Origin of the sequence: Actinocatenispora comari, assembly GCF_017312725.1 — a bacterium.
In the GTDB taxonomy this organism is placed as follows: Bacteria; Actinomycetota; Actinomycetes; order Mycobacteriales; family Micromonosporaceae; genus Actinocatenispora; species Actinocatenispora comari.
Genome location: NZ_BOPO01000004.1, coordinates 1 through 25213 on the forward strand (window position 1 = coordinate 1; position 25213 = coordinate 25213).

General features: G+C 76.9%; 12 protein-coding genes. 3 read left to right on the forward strand and 9 right to left on the reverse strand.

Features of this window, described 5'->3' with window-relative positions; genetic code table 11:
• Positions 1–38: 38 nt before the first annotated feature.
• The 9 genes from NUM_RS01835 to NUM_RS01875 all read right to left on the reverse strand — a co-directional run bounded on the left by NUM_RS01835 (position 39) and on the right by NUM_RS01875 (position 21789).
• Positions 39–3389, reverse strand: coding sequence for a non-ribosomal peptide synthetase (locus NUM_RS01835; RefSeq protein ID WP_207122755.1), 3351 nt, complete (start codon positions 3387–3389; stop codon positions 39–41).
• Positions 3389–7966 carry a non-ribosomal peptide synthetase gene (locus NUM_RS01840; protein WP_207122756.1) on the reverse strand — a complete coding sequence of 1526 codons (4578 nt, stop codon included), beginning with the start codon at positions 7964–7966 and terminating at the stop codon, positions 3389–3391. The genes NUM_RS01835 and NUM_RS01840 overlap by 1 nt, the downstream gene beginning before the upstream one ends.
• Positions 7954–13002: a non-ribosomal peptide synthetase gene (locus tag NUM_RS01845; protein ID WP_207122757.1), complete on the reverse strand. Its 5049-nt coding sequence runs from the start codon at positions 13000–13002 to the stop codon at positions 7954–7956. The genes NUM_RS01840 and NUM_RS01845 overlap by 13 nt, the downstream gene beginning before the upstream one ends.
• Entirely contained in the window at positions 12999–14054 is a 1056-nt protein-coding gene (locus tag NUM_RS01850) for a MupA/Atu3671 family FMN-dependent luciferase-like monooxygenase (protein ID WP_207122758.1), read from the reverse strand. Before NUM_RS01850 ends, NUM_RS01845 begins: the two co-directional genes overlap by 4 nt.
• 2 nt (positions 14055–14056) lie before the next feature.
• Positions 14057–18187 carry a non-ribosomal peptide synthetase gene (locus NUM_RS01855; RefSeq protein WP_207122759.1) on the reverse strand — a complete coding sequence of 1377 codons (4131 nt, stop codon included), beginning with the start codon at positions 18185–18187 and terminating at the stop codon, positions 14057–14059.
• A complete protein-coding gene (locus NUM_RS01860) occupies positions 18184–18384 on the reverse strand; it encodes an MbtH family protein (RefSeq protein ID WP_207122760.1) in 201 nt (66 codons plus the stop codon). The genes NUM_RS01855 and NUM_RS01860 overlap by 4 nt, the downstream gene beginning before the upstream one ends.
• 1 nt (position 18385) lies before the next feature.
• Positions 18386–19726: an MFS transporter gene (locus NUM_RS01865; RefSeq protein WP_207122761.1), complete on the reverse strand. Its 1341-nt coding sequence runs from the start codon at positions 19724–19726 to the stop codon at positions 18386–18388.
• A gap of 318 nt (positions 19727–20044) precedes the next feature.
• The gene (locus NUM_RS01870; RefSeq protein ID WP_225918267.1) at positions 20045–21130 is read right to left on the reverse strand and encodes a sensor histidine kinase; all 1086 of its coding nucleotides are present in this window, start codon (positions 21128–21130) and stop codon (positions 20045–20047) included.
• Positions 21127–21789: a response regulator transcription factor gene (locus tag NUM_RS01875; RefSeq protein ID WP_207122762.1), complete on the reverse strand. Its 663-nt coding sequence runs from the start codon at positions 21787–21789 to the stop codon at positions 21127–21129. The genes NUM_RS01870 and NUM_RS01875 overlap by 4 nt, the downstream gene beginning before the upstream one ends.
• 129 nt (positions 21790–21918) lie before the next feature.
• On the opposite strand from NUM_RS01875, the gene NUM_RS01880 reads away from it, so the two are divergent.
• From NUM_RS01880 to NUM_RS01890, 3 genes are read left to right on the forward strand one after another with little or no spacing between them, the layout of a single operon-like run.
• On the forward strand, positions 21919–22866 hold the full coding sequence (locus tag NUM_RS01880; RefSeq protein ID WP_207122763.1) for an ATP-binding cassette domain-containing protein: 948 nt from the start codon (positions 21919–21921) through the stop codon (positions 22864–22866).
• A complete protein-coding gene (locus tag NUM_RS01885; RefSeq protein WP_207122764.1) occupies positions 22863–24437 on the forward strand; it encodes an ABC transporter permease subunit in 1575 nt (524 codons plus the stop codon). The genes NUM_RS01880 and NUM_RS01885 overlap by 4 nt, the downstream gene beginning before the upstream one ends.
• Complete coding sequence (locus NUM_RS01890; protein ID WP_207122765.1) at positions 24434–25186, forward strand: ABC transporter permease subunit; 753 nt, start codon at positions 24434–24436, stop codon at positions 25184–25186. The genes NUM_RS01885 and NUM_RS01890 overlap by 4 nt, the downstream gene beginning before the upstream one ends.
• The last annotated feature ends 27 nt before the right edge of the window (positions 25187–25213 follow it).

A 25213-nucleotide genomic window follows, 5' to 3' on the forward strand; every position in this document is an offset into this window, starting at 1 on the left:
CCTCCCGGCCACGCCGACGATCGCCACCGCGGTCTCGGTCATCGCATTCCTTTCCCGGTACGGGCCGCGGCCAGTCGGGCGCGGCGGTCCCGGCCCCGGTGGGCCGCGTCGTCGAGCAGGGTGTCCGGCGCCGCGTCACTGGCGTCGCTGGCGTCGGTGGCCGCGCTCCCGGCGCCACCGCCGGCTCCGACAACCTCCCCGGCCCCGGCGCCGGGGTCGGGATCGCCGGCCACGGCGGCCTGCCGGTCGAGGTGCGCGGCGAGGGTGGCGACGGTGGGGTGCCGGAACAGGTCGACCAGCTCGCCCGGTACGCCGGGATCCTGCTCGCGCAGCGCGGTGAGCACGGCGAGCAGCCGGATCGAGTTGCCGCCCAGGTCGAAGAACGTGTCGTGCACGCCGATCCGGGTTAGCCCGAGCACCCGGGACCACACGTCCGCGATCCGCCGCTCGGTCGGGGTCGACGCCGCCGCGTACGGCTGCGCCAGCTCGGGCCGTTCCGCCGGCGGGGCGGGCAGCGCCGCGCGGTCGAGCTTGCCGGAGCGGCCGGTCGGCAGCGCGTCGAGCCGGGTCACCGTGTCGGGCACCAGGTAGCCGGGCAGCCGTTCGGCGAGCCAACCGCGCAGCTCGACCGGGCCGGGTACCTCGTCACCGACCACGTACGCGGCGAGCCGCCGGTCCAGCGCGTCGCCGACCACGGTCGCGGCGGCGGCGGTGACGGCGGGATGCGCCGCCAGTACCGTCTCGATCTCGCCGAGCTCGACCCGGAAGCCGCGCACCTTGACCTGCGCGTCGTCCCGGCCGAGGTAGGACAGCACGCCGTCGTGGTCGTACCGGCCGAGGTCGCCGGTGCGATACATCCGGCCGCCGGGCGGGCCGTACGGGTCGGCGACGAACCGTTCGGCGGTCAGCCCCGGCCGGTGCGCGTAGCCGCGGGCGAGGCTGGCGCCGGACAGGTAGATCTCGCCGGTGACGCCGACCGGGACCGGCCGCAGCCGCTCGTCGAGCACCGTGGCGCGCACGTTCGGTACCGGCCGGCCGATCCGCACCGGCTCGCCGGGGTGCAGCACCGCGGTGGTCGCGTAGACGGTGCACTCGCTCGGGCCGTACGCGTCGAGGATGCGGCGCCCGTCGGTGCCCCACCGGTCGACCAGCTCCGGCGGGCAGGGTTCGCCGCCGACGGCGAGCGTGCGCAGCTCGGGCAGCGGCCGTACCGGCAGCGACATGCCGGCGGCGGGCGGCAGGAAGACGTAGCTGATGTGCGAGTCGCGCAGCCGCTCGTACAGCGCGTCGCCGAGCCGTTCGTCCTCGGTGGCGACGTGCAGCTCGGCGCCGGCGGTCCAGGCGAAGAACAGGTCGGAGACCGCCACGTCGAACCCGAACGACACGTACTGCAGCACCCGGTCGGCGGCGGTGACGGGAAAACCGGGCCGTACCGCGAGGGCGAGGTTGGCGAGCGCCCGGTGCGGCACCGCGACCGCCTTCGGGGTGCCGGTCGAGCCGGACGTGAACAGCAGGTACGCCAGGGTTTCCGGGGTCACCGGGCCACCCGGGCCGGGCGCGACCGCCGGTACCTCGATCCGGTCGCCGGCCAGCGTGCCGACCGGTACGCCGAGGTCGGCCGGGTAGCCGGGCGCGGTCAGCACCAGGTGGGCCCGGGCGTCGGCGAGCAGCGCCCGCAGCCGCACGGCCGGCTGCTCGGGGTCGAGCGGCAGGTAGGCGCCGCCGGCCCGGACCACCGCGAGCGCGGCGATCGCCATGTCCGCCGACCGTGGCAGGCACACCCCCACCGGCACCTCCGGGCCGACGCCGGCGGCGGTGAGCCGGGCGGCGATCCGGTCCGCGCGGGCCAGCAGCTGCCGGTACGTCAGCACCGTGTCGCCGCAGACCAGCGCCACCGCGTCGGGCCGTTCCGCGGCGCGCCCGCCGATCAGGTCCGGCACCAGCCGCGGCCCGGCCTCGACCGGCGGGTCCGGGTTGACCGCGGCCAGCGCCCGGTCGACGTCGGCGGCGGCGAGCAGCGGCGCGGCGGTGATCGCGGTGTCCGGCTCGGCCAGCAGCGCGGCGAGCAGCACCCGGAACGCGTCGGCCCAGCACCGGACGGTCCCGGTGTCGAACAGGTCGGTACGGTGCACCAGCCGGGCGACGAGTTCCCCGTCGTGCCGTTCCAGGTGCAGCAGCAGGTCGAACTTGGCGGCATCCAGCGGTACGTCGATCCGTTCGGTCACCGCGCCGGCCAGCTCCAGCCGCGACTCGGTGTCGTCGTCGTACGAGAAGGCGACCTGCACCAGCGGGTCGTGGCTGAGCGCCCGACCGGGCGCGACCGCGTCGACCACGGCGCCGAACGGCGCGTCCTGGTACGGCCGGCCGGCCCGCAGGTCGTCGCGTACCCGCGCGACGACGTCGCCGAACGCCGGCTCGCCGGCGAGGTCGAACCGGACCGCGAGCGTGTTGGCGAGCATCCCGACCAGGTCCTGCGTCTCCGGCCGGTCCCGGCCGGCCACCGGTATCCCGACGACCAGGTCGGTCTGCCCGCAGATCCGCCGCAGGAACACCGCGAACGCGCCGAACAGCACCATGAACGGCGTCGCCGCGTACCGGGCCGCGACCGCGGCGAGCCGCTCCCGGGTGCCCGCGTCGAGGACGAACACGAGCGACTCGGCGTCGGTGGACTGTACCGGCGGGCGGGGCCGGTCGGTCGGCAACGCCAGCGTCTGCGGCGCCCCGTGCAGCGTCCGCCGCCAGTGCTCGACGGCCGGCCCGTACCCTCCGTCGGCCAGCCGGTCGCGCTGCCACGCGGCGTAGTCCGGGTACTGGATGTCCGGCGGCAGCAGCGATCCCGGCGCCCGGTACGCGGCAGCCAGGTCGGTCAGCAGCACCGCGAACGACCAGCCGTCGCAGACGATGTGGTGCGCGGTGAGCAGCACGACGTGGTCACCGCCGGTCAGCGGCAGCACCGCGCACCGCAGCAGCGGGCCGCGCGCCAGGTCGAACGGCCGGGCCGCCAGCTCCGCCAGTACCGCGCCGAGCCGCTCCGGCGACACCGGATCCACGACCCCGAACGCCTCCCCGACTCCGCCGGCCGCGCCCCCGGTGCAGGCCGCCGCACCACCGGATCCGTCGACCGGGCCCGGGCCGGCGGGGTCGGGGTCGGGGCTGGTGGGGTCGGTGACGATCTGGACGTAGCCGCCGGCGTCGGGCCGAAACGTCGTACGCAGCGCCTCGTGCCGGGCCACCACCTCGGCGAACGCCCGGCGCAGCGCCGCCATGTCGAGCGGCCCGGACACCCGGAACGCCACCGGCACGTGGTACTGCACGCTGCCCGGATGCATCCGGTCCAGCACCAGCAGCCGCTCCTGCTCCGACGACACCGGGAACGTGTACTCGGCCATCAGGTCTCCTCCCGACGGGGTTCGAGCGCGGCGACGATCCGGGCGGCGTACCGCGCCCGCAGCATCTCGCCGTGCCCGCAGTCCAGTTCGGACACCCGCAGGTCGGGTGCCACCCGGCGCCAGGCCGCCGCCTTCGCCGCGGTCGTCGGCGCGCCCCGGTCGCCGGTCGCGGACACCAGCGTCACCGGCCCGTCGTAGCCGCCCGGCCGGTACGCCTGGGCGAGCTCGATGTGCCGGGCGCACAGCGCGGCGGTACGGGCCAGCGCGCGGCGCGGCCACCGGTACAGCGGGCCGTCGGCGGCGCGCACGGTGTCCAGCACCTCGTCGAGGTCGAGCCGGCCGGCGGGTACCGGTGCCAGGCCGCTGCGCAGCAGGATCCGCAGCGTCTCCTGCTCGACCGGGTCGCGGTCCAGCGGTTCGACCGGCCCGGACCGCGGCGCGGTGTCCAGCACCGCCACCAGCTCGACCCGCTCGCCGGCGGCCCGCAACCGCCGCCCGAGCTCGTACCCGAGCAGGCCGCCGAACGACCGGCCGACCAGCCGGTACGGCCCGTGCGGGCGCACCGCGGCGATCCGCTCCAGGTACGCGTCGGCCATCGTCTCGATGCCCTCCGGCAGCGGCCCGCCGGACAGCGCCGGCGCCTGCAGCGCGTACACCGGGCGGTCGGCCGGCAGGTGCGGCAGCAGCGCGGCGTAGGTCCAGCCGACGCCCATCCCGGGGTGCACGCAGAACAGCGGCGTGCCCGTTCCGGTGCCGCGCAACGTCAGCAGCGGCGCGAAGCCGAGATCCGGTACCGCCCGGTCGAGTCGCGCGGCGAGCAGCGCCGGCGTCGGCGCGGCGAACACCGCCTCGACCGGGAGCCGGATCGACAGTTCGGCCTCGATCGCGGCGACCAGCCGCATCGCGGCCAGCGAGTGCCCGCCGAGGTCGAAGAACCCGTCGGCCGGCCCGACCGCGGGCACCCCCAGTACCGCCGCGAACAGCCCGCACACCGTGGCCACCCGGCCGCCCGGATCGGCGCCGGCGGCCTCGCTGCGCGCCGTGGCCACGCACGCGCCCGGCCCAGCGACCAGCGGCACGGGCCCCGGGGACTGGGACGTCGAGGCAACGGGCGCAGGTGGCCTCGGCGCCGGTGGCGCGGGAGTCGAGAGCCTGGGGGTCGGGCTCGGGGTGGCGGCGGCGAGGTCGGGCAGGCGGGGGCGGTCGAGCTTGCCGTGCGGGGTGCAGGGCAGCGCGTCGACCCGCACGTACCGGTCCGGGCACAGGTGCCGGGGCAACCGCGCGGCGGCGTAGCCGCGGACCACCTCGCGGTCCGCGGTGCCGACGACCAGGGCGACCAGGGCCAGCCCTCCGGCGGGATCGGCTCGGGTGGTGACGGCGACCCGGGAGACCCCGGGCGCGCCGGCCAGTACCGCCTCCACCTCGGCCGGTTCGATCCGGTGCCCGCGGACCTTGACCTGCGCGTCGCCCCGGCCGACGAAGTGCAGGTCACCGGCCGGATCGCGGCGCGCCAGGTCGCCGGTCCGGTACATCCGCTCGCCCGGCACGAACGGGTCGGCGACGAACCGCTCCGCGGTGCGCGCCGGCTGCCCCAGGTAGCCCCGGGCCAGCCCGGTGCCGGCCAGGTACAGCTCGCCGACGGCGCCGATCGGGACCGGCCGCAACCGCCGGTCCAGCAGGTACGCCCGGGTGCCGGCGAGCGGCCGGCCGATCGGTACCGGACCGGCCGGCGAGCCGGTGATCCGGTGAGCGGTGGCGAAGGTGGTCGTCTCGGTCGGCCCGTACCCGTCGACGATCGTCAGGTCCGGGCAGGCGGCGCGCACCCGGCGGACCGCGCCGGGATCGAGCACGTCACCGCCGGCCCACAGCTCGGTCAGCCCGGCGAGCGCCTCCGGCGCCAGCTCGGCGACAGCGCGGAACAGCTCGGCCGTCAGCCACAGGGCGCTGACCTCGCCGTCCGCGAGCAGGTCCGTCAGCCGGTCCGGGGCGAGCGGGCCGGGCGGTGCGACGACCACGGTGCCACCGGACAGCAGCGGTACCCACGTCTCGTACGTGGCGGCGTCGAAGGTGTGCGGGCTGTGCAGCAGGATCCGCCGGTGCGCGGGCCCGGCGAACAGCGGATCGTCGGCGAGCGCGACCACGTCGCGATGGGTGGTGACGACCCCCTTCGGCGCCCCGGTCGAGCCCGACGTGTACATCACGTACGCCGCCGACTCCGCGCGCGGCGGGCAACCCACCGCACCGCGTCCCGCACCCGCCAGTGGCCCGATCCCGTTCCCGCCAACCGATCCCGCGGCTCCCGGAGCCGGCACCGCGCCGTCCGGAGGCGAGTCGGCGAGGCCCGGAACCGGTTCCGCTGCCGCCAAGGACGACTCCGCGGCGCCCGAAGACGGGCCCGCCGCTCCCCGAGGCGGGACCGCGGCGGCCGGAGACGAGCCCCCGGTCTCCGGAGGCGCGCCTGCGACGTCCGCCCACGGGTCCGCGGCTGCCAGCGAAGAATCCAGGACGGCCGCAGCCGGGTCCACGGTTGCCGGCGAGGCCGGGGCTCCCCGAACCGGGTTCACGACCACCGGCGGCGGGTACTCCCTGCCGCCGGTCGACGGGGCGGGGAGCCAGGCCACATCGGTGGGGAGCCAGCCGGGACGGGTACCGGCGAGCAGGTGGCGGGCGCCGCAGTCGGCAACGAGCCGGCGCAGCCGATCGGCCGGCTGGGCCGGGTCGAGCGGTACGAAGCAGCCGCCGGCGGTGAGCACGGCGAGCTGCGCGACGACCAGCGCGGCGGACCGTTCCAGCACCACCGCGACCGGCGCCTCGTCCGACACCCCGTGCGCGGCAAGCGTTCCGGCCAGCTCGTCGGCCGCCGCGACGAGCCCGGCGTAGCTGAGGTCGCGCCGGCCGGCCCGCACCGCGACCGCCTGCGGGGTACGCCGCGCCCAGCCGCGGACCCGGTCGGGCACGGTCTCCGAGCCCCGCGACACACCGGCGGCCGGCTCCCCCCGGGGCTCGCCAGCGGAAGCCGGCTCGACCCGGCGCCCGCCCGCCGCGGTCGGATCCCCAGCGGTCGCCGGCGATCCGTGCCGGGTGGGGACGAGGCGGGCGAGCTCCGCCGGCGGCAGCACGTCGACCGCGTCGACCGGCAGCGGCGGCCCGGCCAGTATGACGAGAGCCTGCCGCAGCCGGGCGCCGAGCAGCGCCGCCTCGTCCGCCGACACCCGATCCGGCCGGTACGACAGGCGCAGCCGCACCGTGTCGCCCGCGAGCACGGTCACGGTGAGCGGGTAGTGGGTGGCGTCGCGTACCTCCACCAGCACCGGCCCGCCGCTCGGCGGCGCCGGCTGCGGGAAGCTCTCGAACGCCAGCACCGTGTCGAACAGCGCGACCGACGCAGGGCGCACCGCCGGGCCCGCCGACTCCCCCTCGCCCCCGCGCCGAACCGGATCGACCGGCCCGCCCGCGCCAGCACGCCGAACCGGAGCGTTCGGCCCGCCCGCGCCACCGTGTCGAACCGGAGCGGTCGGCCCGCCCGCGACAGCATGGCGTTGCGAACCTGCCGGTGCGGCCGGGGGCGCAGGTGTTTCCGGGACGATCGGGTCGGGCGCCGCCAGTCGCTGCGCCTCGGCGAGCGGGACGTGGTGGTGGCCGGCCAGTTCGGCCTGTTCGCGCTGTACCCGGCGGAGCAGCGCGTCGGTGCTGCCGGCGAGCCGGATCCGTACCGGGACGGTGTTGATCAGCAGCCCGACCATCCGCTCGACGCCGGGCAGCTCCGCCGGGCGGCCGGACACCACGGCGCCGAACACGACGTCGTCGGTGCCGGCCGTCCGGCCCAGTACCAACGCCCAGGCGGTCTGCACCAGGGTGTTGAGCGTGACGCCGACCGACCGCGCGCGCCGGCGCAACGGTTCCGCCGGCAGTTCCACCTCGACGGTCTCCGGCAGCGCCGGCAGCCGGTCCGCCTCGGCCGCTGCCGTCACCGGGCCGTCGGGCCACAGGAGGGTGGGCCGGACGCCGCGCAGCGCTGCCCGCCAGGCGGCGTCCGCGGTGTCCCGGTCCTGGCGGTCCAGCCAGGCGAGGTAGTCCCGGTACGCGACGGCGGGCGGCAGCGGTTCGCCGGCGTAGGCGGCGGCGAGTTCGGCGGCGAGGATCGGCATCGACCAGCCGTCCACGAGCACGTGGTGCAGCGTCAACACCAGCTCCGCCGAGCCGTCCGGGTGGCGCAGCAGCATGGCGCGCAGCAGCGGTGGGCGGGTCGGATCGAAGTGCCGCAGCCGATCGGCGGCCAGCAGCGGCTCGACCTCGCCCGGCCCGACGTCGATCTCCCGCCACGGCACCGGCACCCGTTCCGGTACCGCCTGCACCAGCCGGCCGGGCGGCACGTGCCGGAAGCAGGAGCGCAGGTTCGGGTACCGGTCGAGCAGCACGCCCACGGCGCCGCGCAGCCGCCCGGCGTCGACCGGCGCGGCCACCGCGAAGCGCACCTGCACCTGGTAGAAGTCCGGCCCGGTGCCGGCCAGCAGCGCGTGGTAGAGCAGCCCCTGCGCTGCCGGCGGCACCGGCAGGACGTCGCTCAGCCGGGCCATCGCTGGTCCGCCTCGTCGCCCGGATCGAGTTCGTCGGTCAGGTCGAGTTCGAGCGCCTCGACCTGCCGCTGGTCCAGCGCGACCAGCGGGAAGTCCGACGCGGTGGCACCACCGTCCTGTGTGGACAGCCGGGCCAGCGCGGCGGCCCAGAGGTCGGCGAGCGCCCGGATCCGGCTCTCGCCGACCCGACCCGGATCGTACGACCAGGTGGCGAGGATCCGCTCGTCGTCGGTGGCCACGTCGATCTCGACCGGATGCGTCAGCGGTACGCCACCGGCATCGAGCAGGTCGACCGCAGCCGTGCCGAACCGGCCCAGGTGGTTGAACCGCACGTCCGGCACCGGCCCGCCGAGCCGGGGCGCCCCGGACGCCGGGTACCGCAGCAGCCCGTAGCCGCGGCCGCCGGCCGGCACCGCGCGCAGATCCTCCTTGACCTGCTTGAGGATCCGGCCCGGCGCGGTGTCGTCGGCCCAGTACGCGTCGCCCGCGTCGGCCGCCGCCAGCCGCACCGGGTACTGGGTGGTGAACCAGCCGACCGTGCCGGACGCGTCGAGCCCGGCCAGCTCGTCCCGGCCGTGCCCCTCGCGGTCGACCACCAGCGCGGTACCGGAACCGCGCCAGCGCACCGCCGCCGCGAGCAGCGCCGTCAGCAGCACGTCGTCGGCGCCGCAACGGAAGCCGGCCAGTACCCGGGGCAGCCAGCTCGCCGGCACCTCGGTGTGCAGCGTCGCCCGCCGTGCCGACGCCTCGGCCGGGGCGGCCGCCGCGGGGGTGAGCAGCGCCGCGTCGGAGGTGGCCTGGTTCGCCGTCCAGTACGGCAGTTCCGGCCCGGCGTCGGTCGCGGCCAGCGCCCGCGCCCAGGTACGGAACGAGACCGGCGGCGCCGGCGGTTCGGTGCCGCCGGCCAGCAGGGTGGCCCACTCGGCGGCGAGGATGCGCCAGGAGACGCCGTCCACCGCGAGGTGGTGCACGGTGAGCAGCAGCTGCCCGCCGGCCGGCCCGCCGTCGTACCAGACCGCGCGCAGCGGGTCGCCGGCCGCCGGGTCGATCCGCGTCGCCGCGGCCGTCTCGACGGCGAGGTGCCGGATCCGGTCGGCGTCCCAGCCGGCGACGTCGACCCGTCGCAACACCGCATCGTCCGGGCCCGCCACCCGCCCCAGCGGGCTGGGCGACGAGGCCGGATCGGACGGCAGGGTGCGTGCCGGCTCCGCGGGCACCGGCTCGACCGAGCCAGGCGGCGTCTCGGCCGCCGGCGGGGGCACGGTGAGGGTGTCGTCGGCGAGCCGGAGGCGCAGCGCGCCGTGCCGGGCGCGCAGCGTGCGCAGCGCGGCGGCCAGCCGAGCCGCACCGGTCCCCGGCGGTACCGGCAGCAGCGCGGACATGGTGAACGCGGTGGCGTCGTCGGTGTGGTCCCGCCACCACCGCATCACCGGGGTCGGCGGCGCGGTACCGACGCCGGGGTCCGGCACCGCCCGCGCCGGCTCGGCGGGCCGGGCCAGCAGCGCCAGCGCCTCGGGCGTACCGGCGGTGAACACGTCCCGCGGGCTGAGTTCCAGCCCGGCCGCGCGGGCCCGGCCGGCGAGCTGGATGGCCATGATGCTGTCCCCGCCGAGGGCGAAGAAGCCGTCTGCGACGCCGACCGCCGGCACCCCGAGGACCTCGGCGAACAGCTCGCACAGGGTCTGTTCGGTCGGGCCGGCCGGGGCGCGACCGGTCGGCCGCGGCGCGGTGTCGGGGGCGGGCAGCGCGTCGCGGTCGAGCTTGCCGTTCGGCCCGACCGGCAGCGCCCGCAGCGGCACGAGCGCGGCCGGCACCAGTTGCGCCGGCAGTACCGCGAGGGCGTGCGCCCGGACCGCGGCCACGTCGATGCCGACCCCGGCGTCCGGACCGGCGCCCAGACCGACAGCCCGGTCGGCATCCGGGCCGGCACCCCGGGCGGCATCCGGGCGGACGTCGGAGACGGCATCCGCGCCGGCAGCGTCCGGACCGGCAGCCCGGGCGGCGTTCGGGTCGGCGTCCCGGCCGACGAGGTAGGCGACCAGGCGGCGGTCGCCGGGGCGGTCCGCGCGGAGCACGACGAGCGCCCGCGCCACGTCCGGGTGCCGGGCCAGGACCGCCTCGATCTCGGCCGGCTCGACCCGTACCCCGCGGATCTTGACCTGGTCGTCGGCGCGGCCGACGAAGTCGAGCTGCCCGTCGGCGCGCCAGCGGACCAGGTCGCCGGTGCGGTACATCCGCTCACCCGGGCGGTACGGATCGGCGACGAACCGCTCCGCGGTGGCCCCGGGCCGGCCGAGGTAGCCGCGGGCCAGGCCCGGGCCGGCCAGGTACAGCTCGCCCAGCACGCCGACCGGCACCGGCCGCAGCGCCCGGTCGAGTACGTGGGCGTGCATGCCGGTGACGGGGCGGCCGATCGGCGGCGCCTCGTCGTCGGCCGGCAGCGGATCGCTGATCGTGGCGCCCACGGTGGCCTCGGTCGGCCCGTACGCGTCGAGGATCCGCCGGCCGGTCGCCGACCACGCGGCGACCAGCCCCGCCGGGCAGCGGTCCGCGCCGAGCCCGATGGTGCGCAGCTCCGGCAGCTCGGTGACCGGGACACCGGACAGGATCGTCGGCGGCAGCAGCACGGTGCTGATCCGCCGCTCGGCGAGCACGGCGGCGAGGTCCGCCGCGACCAGCGGGCCCGGCGGCGGTACCACCAGGGTCGCGCCGGCACCGAACGCCAGGCACAGCTCCCCGACCGAGATGTCGAACGCCGGCGAGCCGAGGGCGAGCACCCGGCTCGCCGGCCCGGTACCGAAGCTGCGGACCAGCCCGTCGGCCAGCGCCGCGATCCCGGCGTGCGACACCACGACACCCTTCGGCCACCCCGTCGTCCCGGAGGTGTACATCACCCAGGCCGCGTCCCCGGCCACCGGCCCGCCGTCGGCCGCCCCGGCCGCGCCGCCACCCGTCGCCTCGACCGGCTCGCCGCAGCCTGGGTCGGCCAGACCATCGCCCGCCGCGGCGGCCGGGTCGTCGGCAGCTGTCCCGGCCGGGTCGTCGGCGGCCGGGTCGAGCAGCAGCCGTGGTACGTCGGTGGCCGGCAGTTCGGCGGCCGTCGCGGCGTCGGTGACCAGCAGCGTGGGTATGGCATCGGCGAGCAGGTACCGGATCCGGTCGGCCGGGTGGTCCGGCTCGATCGGCAGGTACGCCGCGCCGGCGCGGTGCACCGCGAGCAGCGCCACGACCGCGTCGAGCGACCGGCCGAGCGCCAGCGCCACCAGCCGCTCCGGGCCGGCACCGGCCGCCACCAGCCGTACCGCGAGCCGATCCACCCGGTCGATCAGCTGACGGTAGGTCAGCCGCCTCGTCGCGTCCTCGACCGCGACGGCGGCCGGCGTCTCGGCGGCGTACCGGCGTACCAGGTCGACCAGGGTCGCCGCGGCCGGCGCCGCCGGCCCGGCCGGTACCGGCACTGCCGCGGTCTCGCCCGCTCCGGTGGTCGCCGCGACGCCGGACGGCCGGGTCGGTGCCGCGCGGCCGGTACCGGCGTCGGTGAGCCAGCGCCGCTGCCGCGGGCTCGACCACTCCAGCCCGTCGACCGGCGCGTCCGGCGCCGCCAGCAGCGCATCCAGCAGCACGCCGAACGACTCGGTCCACTCCCGCACCACCGCCGGCGGGTACACGTCGGTACGGATCTCGAACGTGCCGGCGATCCCGTCGTCGGTGTCGCGCAGGATGCCGACCAGGTCGTGCTCGCCGCCGGTGTGCACCCGCCGCGGGTCGGCGATCGAGCGCAGCGCCTCGACGCTGGCCTGCTTCGGCAGGTGCATGAACACCCAGCGGAACAGCGGGGACCGGCCCGGCACCCGGGCCGGGTCGAGCGCTGTGACGATCCGGCCCACCGGTACGTCGGCGTGCGCGAGCAGCGCCGGGAACTCGGCGGTGAAGGCGGCCAGCAGCCGGGCGAACGTGTCCTGCTCGCCGATCCGCCAGCGGGTCGGCACCGCGTTCATCACGTACCCGACGGTGCGGGCCAGGCCGCGCGCCGACCGGTTCGCGCTCGGGGTACCGAGCACCAGGTCGGGCGCGCCGGACAGCCGGTGTGCCAGCACCGCGAACGCGGTCATCAGCACCGCGTACACGGTGGCGTCGTGCCGGCGCGCGAACGCGCGCACCGCCGCCGCCACCGTCGCGTCCAATGTGAACGCGACCTGCTCGATGTCGAACGAGGCGTCCGGCGCGTCGATGCCGCCGACCGTCAGCGGCGGCGGCGGATCCGCCAGGTACCGGTGCCAGTGGTCGAGCTGCGCGTCGAACACCCCGGCGCGCTCCAGCTCGCCCTGCCAGCCGGCGAAGTCGGCGTACTGCAAGCGCGGCCGCTGGTGTGGCACCGGCGCACCGTCCCGGATCGCCCGGTACGCGGCGGTGAACTCGGTGTGCAGCACGTCGAACGACCACCAGTCGGTGGCGATGTGGTGCAGGGCGAGGACCAGGGTGCTGCGGCGCTCGTCCACGGTGATCAGCCGGCCGCGGATCGGCGCCTGCCGGCGCAGGTCGAACCGGGTCCGGCTGAACCGGGCGAGCTCCTCGTCCAGCGCGACACCGCCCAGCTCCACCCGCTCCAGCGGGAACGGGTCCGGCGGCGCGAACTCGACCCGCGGATCCTCGTCCGCGCCGGCGATCCGCATCCGCAGCACGTCGTGCTGGGTACACACCGTGGTCAGCGCCTCGACCAGGTGCGCCGGCTCGACCGGCTCGTCGAAGTGGTACGCGCAGCACAGGTTCAGCGCCGCCGCATCCGGGTACAGCGTCTCGAACACCCACAGGTCGCGCTGCGCCGGGCTCAGTCGTACCGGTTCGGCCGGATCGCGCGGCGGCACCACCGCCGGGATGTCCGAGATCCGTTGTGCCGCCACGAGTTTGCGCAGCAGCTCGACCCGGCGCGTACCGTCCAGGGCGGCGAACCGGTCCGCGGCCGAGCCACTCCGCCGGGAGGCCGCCGGCGGGCTCTCCCGGCGGTCCGGGGTCGGCGCCGGTCGGGCGGCGGTCACGCGGTCACCTCCTTGCCGAGGGCGCCGAGGCGGCGCAGCCCGCCGAGCACGTCGTCGAGGCCGAGACCGAAGTCGACGAAGCACGCGACCTCGTCGCAGCCCAGCTCGGCCAGGTCGGTCAGGGTCGCCCGGCAGGTGTCGGGCGAGCCGAGCAGGCTGCCCCAGCTCAGGTACCGGCGGAGCGCGAAGCCGGCGAGCTGGTCGAGCTGGGCGTCGTCGAGGGCCGCGGCCCGCCCGTCGCCGGCCCGGTTGGCGGCGGTCTGCGCCACGTACGACCGCAGGTACGCGCGCAACGGTTCATCCACTGTGGACAGTGCGGTGGCGTCGTCGGCCGCGACGTAGGTGTGCGCCATCAGCGTCACGGTGCCCCGTTCGGCGGTGCCGGGCTGGTCCGGCGCCGCCGCGTAGGCCGCCCGGTACCGGGCGATCTTGTCGGCCAGCTCGTCCCGGGTCTGCCCGATCGTCGCGGCGAGCACGTTGGTGCGCAACCGTCCGGCCGCCTCCCACGTCGCCGGGTTGCCGGAACTGGTCAGCCACAACGGAAGGCGCGGCGAGTACGGCGCCGGCTGCGGCGCCACCGCGGTCTGCCGGCCGGTACCGTCGACGAACTCGACCGCCTCGCCGGCCCACAACCGGCGCAGCAACCCGATGTCCCGGTGGGCCCGCTCGCGCCGGTCGGCGTAGTGGTCGGGGGCGAGCACGAAGTCGGTCGAGTGCCAGCCGGTCGCCACCGAGATGCCGACCCGGCCGCGGGACAGGTTGTCCACGACCGCCCAGTCCTCCACCACCCGCAGCGGGTGGTGCAGCGGCAGCACCACGCTGCCGGCCCGCACCGCGATCCGCTCGGTCGCGACCGCGAGCGCGGCCGACAGTACCGGCGGGCTCGGGAACACCTGCCCGACCTGCTGGAAGTGCCGTTCCGGCGTCCACACGGCGGTGAAGCCGAGCTCGTCCGCGGTCCGCGCGATGGTGAGGATCTCGTCGTACTTCGCGGCGTGCCGGCCGCCGCCGCCCGCGTCGTCGGCACCGAAGAACATCACGGACAGGTCCACGTTCACTCCCTCGCTCGGGCGGCCGGCCGGGGTACCCGGGGACGCCGCGGGATCGGCGCCGCGGGCTCCGCCGGCAGGGTGGCCAGCAGCCGGGCCAGCCGGGTCACAGTCGGCGCGGTGAACAGGTGCTGCGCGGTCGCCGGCAGCCGCTCGGCGGTGGCGATGCGGGCCGCGACCCGGACCGCGCGCAGCGAGTTGCCGCCCAGCGCGAAGAAGTCGTCGTCCGGGCCGACCGCGTCGAGACCCAGCACGTCCGCCCAGATCGCCGCGATCCTCCCGGCCAGCTCCGTGCTGTGCGGCTCGGCCGCGGGCATGGCCGGCGCGGATCCGGTGTCTCCGGTCGACGGTGGCGCGGCGCCGCCCTCCGGCCCGCCGGACGAGAGCGCGGAGGCCTCGCCGGCCTCCGGTCGGACAGCAGGCAGGGGTGGTACGGCGGGCGGCAGGCCGGCCGGATCCGGTACCAGCGCGACGATCCGGGCGGTGGGATCGGCCGGCAGCGCCGCCAGCGTCGCGGTGAGCGCGTCCGCGAGCCACGTCGCGAAGGCGGCGTCGTACTCGTCCCGGCGGTACTCCACGGTGATCGCGATGCCCGCCGGGGCACCGTCCGGTCCGTACTCGTCGGTGACGTCGACCAGCAGGCCGAACCGGGCGGCCCCGGTACGGACCACCTCCATCGGTGCGGTGGCGTCCGGCAGCGCGAGCACGGCGCGGTCGTTGTTCTGCAACGCGAGTACCACGTCGACCAGCGGATGGTGGCCGGGCCGGCGGGGCGGGTTGAGCTCGGCCACGACGGCGTCGAACCCGACGTCCTGGTGCGTGAACGCGGCCAGGTCCGCCTCGCGTACCCGGGCCAGCAGGTCGGCCACGGTCGGCGCGCCGGCCAGTTCGGTGCGCAGTACCAGCAGGTTGACGAAGAAGCCGACCGCGTCGCCGGCCGCCGGACCGTCGCGGCCGGCAACCGGGGCCCCGAGCACGATGTCGTCGCCGGCGCCGGCGGCGGACAGCACCGCGGCGAGGGCGGTGTGCAGCACCATGAACAGCGTCGCACCGTACCTTCGCCCGAGCCCGGTCAGCTCGGCGTGGCAGCCGGCCGGCAGCCGGCGGAGCACCGTGTCGGCGTCCGGCCCGGGAGCCGCCGGGCGATCCGGCCGGCGGGGCAGCGCCATCCCGTCCGGCAGCCCGCGCAGCCGCTCCCGCCAGTACCCGAGGCCCGCGGTGCCGTCCGCCGGTGCGGGCGCGGGGACGCGGGTGCGATCCGGTTCGCGGCCGGCGAGCCGGTCCCGGTACGCCGCGGACAGGTCGCGTACCAGCGGCGGCAGCGACCAGCCGTCCACCGCGACGTGGTGCAGCACCAGCAGCAGCGCGTGCGCGTCCGGATCGGCCGGGTCGGTACCCAGGGTGGCCCGGATCGGCGGTTCCGCGGCGAGGTCGAACCGGTGCCGGGCCGCGGCGAGCGTGGCCTGCTCCCCCACCACCTCGTCCAGCACCGGCCGGACCGCGGGCAGCAGGCGCGCGCGCGGTTCGCCGTCGACCGCGACGTACCGGGTGCGCAGCGACGCGTGCCGGGCGGCCACGTCGGCCAGCGCCGCGCGCAGTGCCGCGGCGTCGACCGGACCGCGCCACCGGAACAGGATCGGCATCGTGTAGGCGAGCCCCGCGTCCACCTGGTCCAGGAACCACAACCGCCGCTGCGCCGCCGACATCGGCACCAGGCCGGCCGAGTCCGGCTGCGCCGCCACCGTCCCGGCCACGTCCGGGCCCGCGGTCGGCCCCCCTCGCGCCTGCCGCCGTACGGTCGGTCCCCCGGGCGCATCCGCGCGCGCGGTCGCAGCATCCGCGCGCGTCGACGCAGCATCCGGGCGCGCGGCCGCCATCCCGGACCCGTCCGGGCGCGCGGTCGGCACACCGGCCGCATCCTCGCCCGCGGCCGGTACGCCGGGAGCATCCGGCGGCGCGGGCGATGGTCCGGACGCCGCGGGTACGGGCGGTGCCGCCGCACCGGCGGCGTCGGGCAGCCGGGCGGCCAGTCCGGCCGGGGTCGGCGCCTCGAACACGGCACGTACCCCCGGTGAGACACCGAGCGTCGCGTCGAGCCTGATCAGCAGTCGCGCCACCGACAGCGAGTCGCCGCCGAGTGCGAAGAAGTCGTCGTCCGGCCCGACCGCCGCGATCCCCAGCACCTCGCCGAACACCCCGCACACCGCCGCCGTCACCGCGGCGGCGGTGGCCGCCCCGGCAGCGGGACGATCGGAGCCGTCGTACGGGTCTGTTCCGGTGCCCGACCCGGACCCGACGCCCGACGTGGACTCGACGTCCGACGTGGACTCGTCGTCCGACGCGGGTCCGGTGGCCGGCACGTACCCGGCCGCCGAGGCGGGCTCGCTGGCCGGAGGAGTCCCGAGCACCCCGGCCGGGGACGGGGCCACGATGGGCGGGGCGCCGGCAGGCGGGATCGGGATCGCGGTGGCTGGGCGCACGGTGGGCCGTTCGGCTTCGTTGGCCGGATGCCGCCCCGCGGTGGCCGGGCCGGTGGACGGGAGGGGCGTCGCCGTGGGAGGGTGCGCGCGCAGGGCGGCCCGGTCGAGCTTGCCGGACGCGGTCAGCGGCAGCTCGTCGACCACGGCGTAGCTGGCCGGGAGCATGAAGTCGGGCAGCGTCGTCGCGACGTGCGCGCGCAGCGCGGCGGCGCTCGGCGGGGTTCCGTCGGGTACCAGGTAGGCGACGAGCCGGCGCTCGCCACGGTGATCGGTGTCGGCGACGACCGCGGCCCGGCGTACCGCGGGGTGGCTGGTCAGAGCGGCCTCCACCTCGCCCGGTTCGATCCGGTAGCCGCGCACCTTGACCTGGGCGTCCGCCCGTCCCACGTACTCCAGCGGCGCCGTGGCGTGCCACCGGACCAGGTCGCCGGTGCGGTACAGCCGTCCGCCGGGCGGCCCGTACGGGTCGGCGACGAACCGCTCCGCGGTGGCGCCGGGCGCGGCGAGGTAGCCGAGCGCGGTGCCGACGCCGGCCGCGTACAGCTCGCCGACGTCGCCGTCGGCGACCGGCCGCAGCAGCGGATCGAGCACGTGCACCCGCTTGCCGGCGATCGGCCGGCCGATCGGCACCGGGCCCGCGGCGTCGGCCGGCACCACCTGGGTGGTCAGGAAGATCATCTCCTCGACCGGCCCGTACCCGTTGCGCAGCACCAGGTCCGGGTGGGCGGCGAGGGCCCGGCGCACGTGCCGGGCGGACAGCGGCTCGCCGCCGACGACGAGCTCGCGCAGCCCGGCCAGCGCCGCCGGGTACTCGTCCACGACGAGGTTGAACAGGCTGGCCGACAGGTACATCGCGGTCACCCGGTGCTCGGCGACCAGCCGGGCCATCACGAGCGGATCGGCGCGGGTACCGGGATGCAGCACGCAGACGCCGCCGAAACACAGCGCGCCCCACAGTTCCAGCGCGAACGCGTCCCAGGACGGCGGCGCGACCGACAGCCACCGGGTGTCCGGGCGAAACGGCAGGTAGTCCTGCCCGGCGAGGGTGCCGACGATGGCCCGGTGCGGTGCGGCGACGCCCTTCGGCCGGCCCGTCGATCCGGAGGTGAACATCACGCAGGCCACGTCGCCGGGCCGCGTCGGGACCGCACCGCGTGGCAGCGGCGCCCCGGCCGCGCCGACGTCGAGCACCGGTACCGCCGGGTCCGATGTGGACAGTGGCGGGCCGACCACGGCCGCGATCCGGGCGGTGGCGGCCATCGCGGCGCGGCGCTCGGCGGGCAGTTCCGGGTCGAGGACCAGGTAGCCGGCGCCGGCCTGGAGCGTGGCGAGCAGCGCCACCACCAGGTCGGTACCCCGGGGCAGGTGCACCGCGACCAGCTCGCCGCGGCGCACTCCGGCGCCGGTGAGCCGGGCGGCGAGCCGGGACGCGCGGTCGTCGAGCTCGGCGTACCGGATCCGCTCGGTGCCCGACACCAGCGCCACCGCGTCCGGGCGGCGCGCGGCCTGCTCCGCCACCAGGTCGTGCACGCACCGCTCGGCGGTCGCCGGTACGGACTCCCGGCGGCTCGCCGCGGTCGGTACCGGCTCGGCGGCGGTTCCCGGTGCGGGCTCGGCTGCGGTCGCCGGCTCGGGCGAGGTCGGGTGGGGGGTCATCGGCGCAGGCTCGCCGGCCGCAGGTCGGTCCAGTTGCGCTCCACGTACGCCAGGCAGTCGGCGCGGCTGCTCGCGGCCAGCACGATCCGCCACCCGTCCGGTACCGCGATCTCCGCCGGCCACAGCGAGTGCTGGTCCTCGTCGTTGGCGAGCACCAGGTAGCTGGCGTCGTCGTCCTCGAAGGGGTTGGTGCTCACGTCAGCCTCCGGTGGGTTGGGTCGCGGTCTGGTCGAGGTCGGGTATCCGGCTGTCCAGCTGGCGGACCGCGGTGCTGGCCAGGCCGATCAGCGCCGCCGCGGCACCGAGCAGGCCGGCGACGAACAGCATCGCGGCCATCCCGCTGCCCCGGCCGGTACCGACGATCGGGGCGAGCAGGCCGACCAGCCCGCGGTGGGCGGCGGCCTGCGGTTCGAAGACGTGGTCGGCGAGCGGGCCGGCCAGCACCGTGGCCACCGGCATCGACACCTGCGAGACGAATACGACGGCCCCGAACACCCGGCCCTGCTTGTCCGGCGGGACCTTGGTCTGCACGATCGCCTGCATGGTGCCGTTGACCAGCGGCATCAGCAGCGCCCCGACCAGGATCGCCGCGCACCAGGCGAGCGCGCCGTCCGCGGCGGACATCGCGAGCTGCGCGGACAGGCACATCCCGACGATGCCGAGCATCATCCCGCGGACCCGGTTGCGCGGCCCGCCCCAGGCGGCGAGCAGCAGGCCGCCGGCGATCCCGCCGACACCCATCGCGGTCAGCACCCCGGCGAGCGTGGCGGTGTCGTTGCCGGTACGGGCGAGCACCATCGGCTGCACGACCGCGAAGCCGAACACCATCACGAGGTTGACCACGCAGAACACCAGGATCAGGCCGCGCAGGCTGGGGCGCGCCAGCAGGTACCGCAGGCCCTCGGCGGAGTCGGCGAGCAGCCGCTTGCGTGGCGCGGCGCCGGCGTCGGCCGGCCGGGTCCGGGGCAGCCCGACCAGCCGTACCGTGGTGATCGCGAGCACGAACGTGACCAGGTCCAGCGCGAGGATCCAGCCGAGGCCGGCGGTGGCGACCAGGACGCCGGCGAGCGCCGGGCCGCACACGTCGGCGGCGCTGCGCGCGGTGGCGAGCAGCCCGTTCGCCCGCTGCAGGTTCCGCTTCGGTACCAGCAGCGGCACCGCCGACGACAGCGCCGGGTACTGGAACGCCGCGGACGCGCCGAGCAGCGCCACCGCCAGGTAGATCTCCCACAGGCTCAGGTGCCCGGTCGCGTACACCAGAGCGAGCGCGCCGACGCTGACCAGCCCGCCGGCGTCGGCGAGCTGCAGCGCGGTGCGTTTGGCGAGCCGGTCGACCACGGCGCCGGCGGTGGGACTCAGCGCCAGCTGCGGCACCATCGCGCACAGCGACAGCAGGACGACCTGGGTGGCGTGACCGCCCTCGGTCCAGGCGCGGACCACGAACGCGAACCGCAGCACCGAGTTCCCGACGAGCGTGACGACCTGGCCGGACCAGACCACGCCGAACCGCCCCATGCCGGCGAACCTGGCTCCCCCCACGAAACCTCCCGCCCGTGCGCTGGCGACGGGGTCGACCCCGCCCGCGGTACGACCCCACGGTCGGGCCGCTCGCGCCGGCGGACCGATCGACGACGGGCGGCACACCGGCCGCCCGCAGCCCGACCGGAGCCGCGGCGAAAACACCCCGGACCGCTCAAGGTGTCCAGAGGGTACCGTCGACCCCGCCTCCCAGGACAAGCCTTGACATTCGGCGATTCGGTCGGCTACACGGGACGAACTCGCAGGTCGGGCGGCATCGACGACGCACGGGCACAGCCGGCCCGAATCGCGCCGCCGACACCGACCGGCGGCCCGTGCTCACTGCGCGGTGGTCGCCGACCCCAGGTCGGCGCGGAGGGTGACCGTGATCACCAGCCCGCCGTCCGGGCGGGCGACCGGGGCCAGCTCCCCGCCGTGCGCGTCGGTGACGGCCCGGACGATGGCGAGACCGAGCCCGTGCCCGCCGCGCCGCACCCGGTTGCCGTCCAGCCGCTGGAACGGTCGGAACAGCCGTGGCAGCTCGTCCGGCGGAACGGCCGGACCGGTGTTGGCCACCCGCAGGCGGGCCCGGCCGGCGTCGTCGAGGCCGGTCCCGACCTCGACCCGGCCGCCGGCCCGGTTGTACCGCAGCGCGTTGTCGACCAGGTTGCTCACCAGGCTGGCGAGCAACGCCCGGTCACCGCGGGTCGGTGCGGCGCGAAGTTCGGTGCGCAGCACGATCCCCCGGGTACCGGCGTCGCGGGTCGCGGTGGACGCCACCCGCGCGGCGACCTCGGCCAGGTCGACCGGTTCGGCCCGCGCCACGCCCTGCTCGCCGGTGGCCAGCGTGAGCAGCGCGTCGACCAGGTGCTCCTGCCCCACGTTGAGCTCCAGCAGCTCCCGGCAGGTCTCGCGCAGCGTGTCGACCGTGGCGTCGGGGTCGTCGAGGGCCAGCTGCAGCAGCGCGCGCTCGGCCGACAGCGGGGTACGCAGCTCGTGCGAGGCGTTCGCGACGAAGTGCCGCTGCGACTCGAACGCGGCGCGCAGCCGCCCGTACAGGTCGTCCAGCGTCGCCGCGAGCTCGCCGAACTCGTCCCGGCCGGGCAGCGCCAGCCGCCGGTCCAGGCTGGTCGCGGAGATCTCCCGGGCGGTGGCGGTGATCGCGTGCAGCGGTCGCAGGTAGCGGCCGGCGACGAACCAGCCGAGCAGCAGCGCGATCAGCGCCACCAGCGGCAGGCCGACCGCGACGGAGACCAGGTGCACGTCGAGGTCGATGCCGGGCCGGCCGCCGCCGGTACCGGCCGGCTCGGTGTCGCCGACCGAGATCATCGGCACCAGCAGCAGGAGGGCGCCGACCGCGAAGAACGGCACCGCGTAGAGCAGGGTGAGCCGGGTTCGCACGCTGCGCCGGGCCCGGCGTGTCACGGCCGCCCCACCCGGTAGCCGCCCTCGCGGACGGTGTGGATCGCGGGCGGCTCGCCGAGCTTGGCCCGCAGCCGGCGGATCGTGGTCTTCACGGTGGTGGTGAACGGATCCGCCGCCTCGTCCCAGACCCATTCCAGCAGCTGCTCGGTGGACACCAGCCGGCCGTCGGCGGCGAGCAGGCACTCCAGTACGCCGAACTCCTTCGGGGTCAGCGCGAGCGGGCGGCCGGACCGGGTCGCGGTGCGCCGGCTCGGGTCCAGCCGGATGCCGTTGCGCTCCAGTACCGGGGGCAACGCCGCGGCACGCCGGCGCCCGAGCGCGCGCACCCGGGCCACCAGCTCGCCCAGGTCGAACGGCTTCGACAGGTAGTCGTCGGCGCCGAGGTCGAGCCCCTCGATGCGGTCGGCGACCGAACCGGCGGCGGTGAGCATCAGCACCCGGGCACCGGCGTCGCCGGCCAGGATCTGCCGGCACACCTCGTCGCCGGGCACCCCGGGCAGGTCCCGGTCCAGGACGACCACGTCGTAGCCGGTGACCGCCAGGTGTTCCAGCGCGTCGGCGCCGTCCAGGACCACGTCGACCGCCAGCCCGGCCCGGCGCAGCCCGGCGCCGACCGCCCGGGCCAGTACCGGGAAGTCCTCGACGACCAGCACCCGCATCTCGCTCCACCTTCCTCGCACCGTCCGCCGCCAGCCTGCCAGGCCGCCGGTGTCGCGGCGGTGACACCGGGCTGACACGTACCGCCGGGTAGACCTCTGTGCCAGGCACACCACGAGTGGAGGGGCAGGATGCAACAGACCGCCATCACCGTCACCGGGCTGCGCAAACGGTACGGGTCGGTCGTCGCGCTGGACGGGATGTCGTTCCGCGCGCAACCGGGCCGGGTGACCGGCTTCCTCGGCCCGAACGGCGCCGGCAAGTCCACCACGATGCGGGTGATCCTCGGCCTGGACCACCCGAACGCGGGGGAGGCGACGGTCGGCGACCGGCCGTACCGGAGCCTGCCCGATCCGTTGCGGCGGCTCGGGGCGCTGCTGGACGCCGGCGCCGTGCACCCGGCCCGCAGCGGCCGCAACCACCTGCTCTGGCTGGCCCGCTGCGCCGGGCTGCCGGCCAGCCGGGTCGATGCGGTACTCGACCTGGTCGGGTTGCGGTCCGCGGCCCGGCGCCGCGCCGGCGGGTACTCGCTGGGCATGCGGCAGCGGCTCGGGATCGCGGCGGCGCTGCTGGGCGATCCACCGGCGCTGCTGCTCGACGAGCCGTTCAACGGGATGGACCCGGAGGGCATCGTCTGGCTGCGCGGCTTCCTGCGGTCGCTGGCCGGGCAGGGCCGCACGGTGCTGGTGTCCAGTCACCTGATGGGCGAGCTGGAGGGCACCGCGGAGCACGTGGTCGTGGTCGGCCGCGGCCGGGTCCTCGCCGACGCCCCGGTCGCCGAGCTGATCGCGGCCGAGTCCGGTGACCGGGTCGTGCTGCGCACGCCGGCCGTCGACCGGGCCACCGCCGCGCTGACCGGCGCCGGCGGCGCGGTCGCCGCGTTCGGGCCGGACGCGCTGGTCGTGACGGGGCTGGCCGCCGAGCGGGTCAGCGCGCTGCTCGCCGCCGCGGCGGTACCGGTGGGCCAGCTCGCTCCGCACCGCGCCACGCTGGAGGACGCGTACCTGCGGTTGACCCGCGAGGCCACCCAGTACCGCGGCGCCGACGCGACCGCCCGACCCGGCGAGGTGCGGCGATGAGCGCGCGGACGGAGCCGGAACACCGTGCGGCGGACCCCACGGGGCGGGACGACGCGGGAGGACCGGCGGCGAGGACGGATCGGGTGCGGCGGCCCGGTTTCGGGCGGCTGGTGTGGGCCGAGTGGACCAAGCTGCGCAGCGTGCCGGCGTGGCTGGTCGGGCTGGCCGTGGCGGCGCTGCTGACCGCGGCGATCGGGCTGCTGATCTGCGGCGCCTCGGTGTGCAGCCGGCAGGACGCGCACGGCCGGGAGGTGGCCTGCACGGCCACGGTCGGGCCGGACGGCCGCAACGTCACCGACCGCTTCTACTTCGTGCACCGGCCGATGACCGGCGACGGCAGCCTCACCGTACGGCTGACCGCGCTGGACGCGAGCCAGCCGTGGGCGAAGGCCGGGATCATGGTCAAGGACGGCATCCGGCCCGGCGCCGGCTACGCCGCGGTGCTGGTCACGCCCGGCCACGGCGCCCGGCTGCAGGACGACTTCGCCCACGACGTCGCCGGCCCGGCCGGGACGGTGTCACCCGGACGGCCCCGGTGGCTGCGGCTGACCCGGGCCGGCGACCGGCTGACCGGCGCGGTGTCGCCCGACGGCCACCGCTGGACCACCGTCGGCACCGCCCGGCTGGCCGGACTGCCCCGGACCGCGCAGGTCGGGCTGTTCGCCGCGACGCCCCTCGATTTCGGGCGTACCGACTCGCTGACCCAGTCGACGGTGCATCCGGAGGCCACCGTGGCCACCGCCACGTTCGACCGGGTGCGGGCGACCGGCGGCGCGGCCGGCACGGCCTGGACCGGTACCCGGATCGGCGACACCGGGCCGCTGCCCTCGGCGGCCGGCGGGTACCACCGGGCCGGCGACACGCTGACCGTCCGCGGCTCGGGCGACATCGCGCCGGCGGTGAGCTCGATCGAGTCGATCACCCCGGTCGAGCGCACCCTGCTCGGCAGCTTCGCCGGGCTGGTCGCGATCGCCGTGGTGGCGATCTCGTCGATCGGCACCGAGTACCGGCGCGGGACGATCCGGCTGACCCTGCTCGCCAGCCCGCGGCGCGGCCGGGTACTCGCCGCCAAGGCGCTGGTGGTCGGCGGTGCCGTGTTCCTGGTCGGCCTGGCCACCGCCGCGGTGGCCGTCGCCCTCGGTACCACACTGTTGCGCGCCAACGGGAACGTGCTCGCCGCGGTACCCCCCGGTACCGTGCTGCGGGTCGTGGTGGGCACCGCGGCACTGCTCGCGGTCGCCGCGGTGCTGGCGCTCGCGGTCGGCGCGATCGTGCGGCACGCGGTCGGCGCGATCGTCGCCGTGCTGGCCGGCCTGATCCTGCCGTACCTGCTCGCCGCGGTGCTGCCGGTGCTGCCGGCGCCGGCGGCCGAGTGGCTGTTGCGGGTCAGCCCGGCGGCCGGCTTCGCGGTGCAGCAGACGATGCTGGCCTACCCGCAGGTGGACGCCGCCTACACCCCGCTCGACGGCTACTACCCACTCGCGCCCTGGCAGGGGTTCGCGGTGCTGTGCGGCTGGGCGCTGGTTGCGCTCGCGGTGGCGACGTTGCTGCTGCGCCGGCGGGACGCATGAACGGGTGGCGACTGCTGCGGGCGGAGTGGACCAAGGCGCGCACCGTGGCGAGCACCGGCTGGCTGGTGGCGGGGACCGTACTGACCACGGTCGCGCTCGGTGGCGCGGTCGCCGGCGCCACGCACTGCCCGTCCGGTGGCTGCGGCGGCGATCCGGTGCGGACCAGCCTGACCGGGGTGCAGCTGGGCCAGATCGCGGTCGTGGTGCTGGCGGTGCTGCTGGTCGGCACCGAGTACGGCACCGGCACCATCCAGGTCACGCTGGCCGCGGCGCCCCGGCGCGGCGCGGTACTGGCGGCCAAGGCCGCCGTGCTCGGCGCGCTGGTCGCGGCGGCCGGAGCGGTCGCGGTCGTCGCCTCGCTGCTGCTCGGCCGGGTCCTGCTGCCCGGCAGCACGCTGCCGGGCGGGGCCACGCTGCTGCGGGCGGCCGGCGGTTCGGTGCTCTACCTGGTACTCGTCGGGCTGCTCGCCCTGGGCATCGCCGTCGCGGTGCGGCACTCGGCGGCGGCGATCGGCGTCGTACTGGGTGTGCTGTACCTGCTCCCGGTGGTCGCCGGCGCCGTCGGCGACCCGCACTGGCAGCGGCACCTGGTGCAGGTCGCGCCGATGAGCGCCGGGCTCGCCGTGCAGGTCACCGTCGGCGCCGCCGACCTGCCCATCGGCCCGTGGTCGGGCCTGGCCGTACTGGCCGGCTGGGCCGCGGCGGCGCTGCTGGCCGGCGCCCTGCTGTTCCGCCTGCGCGACGCCTGACGCCGGCACCGCCGGCCAGGGGATCGG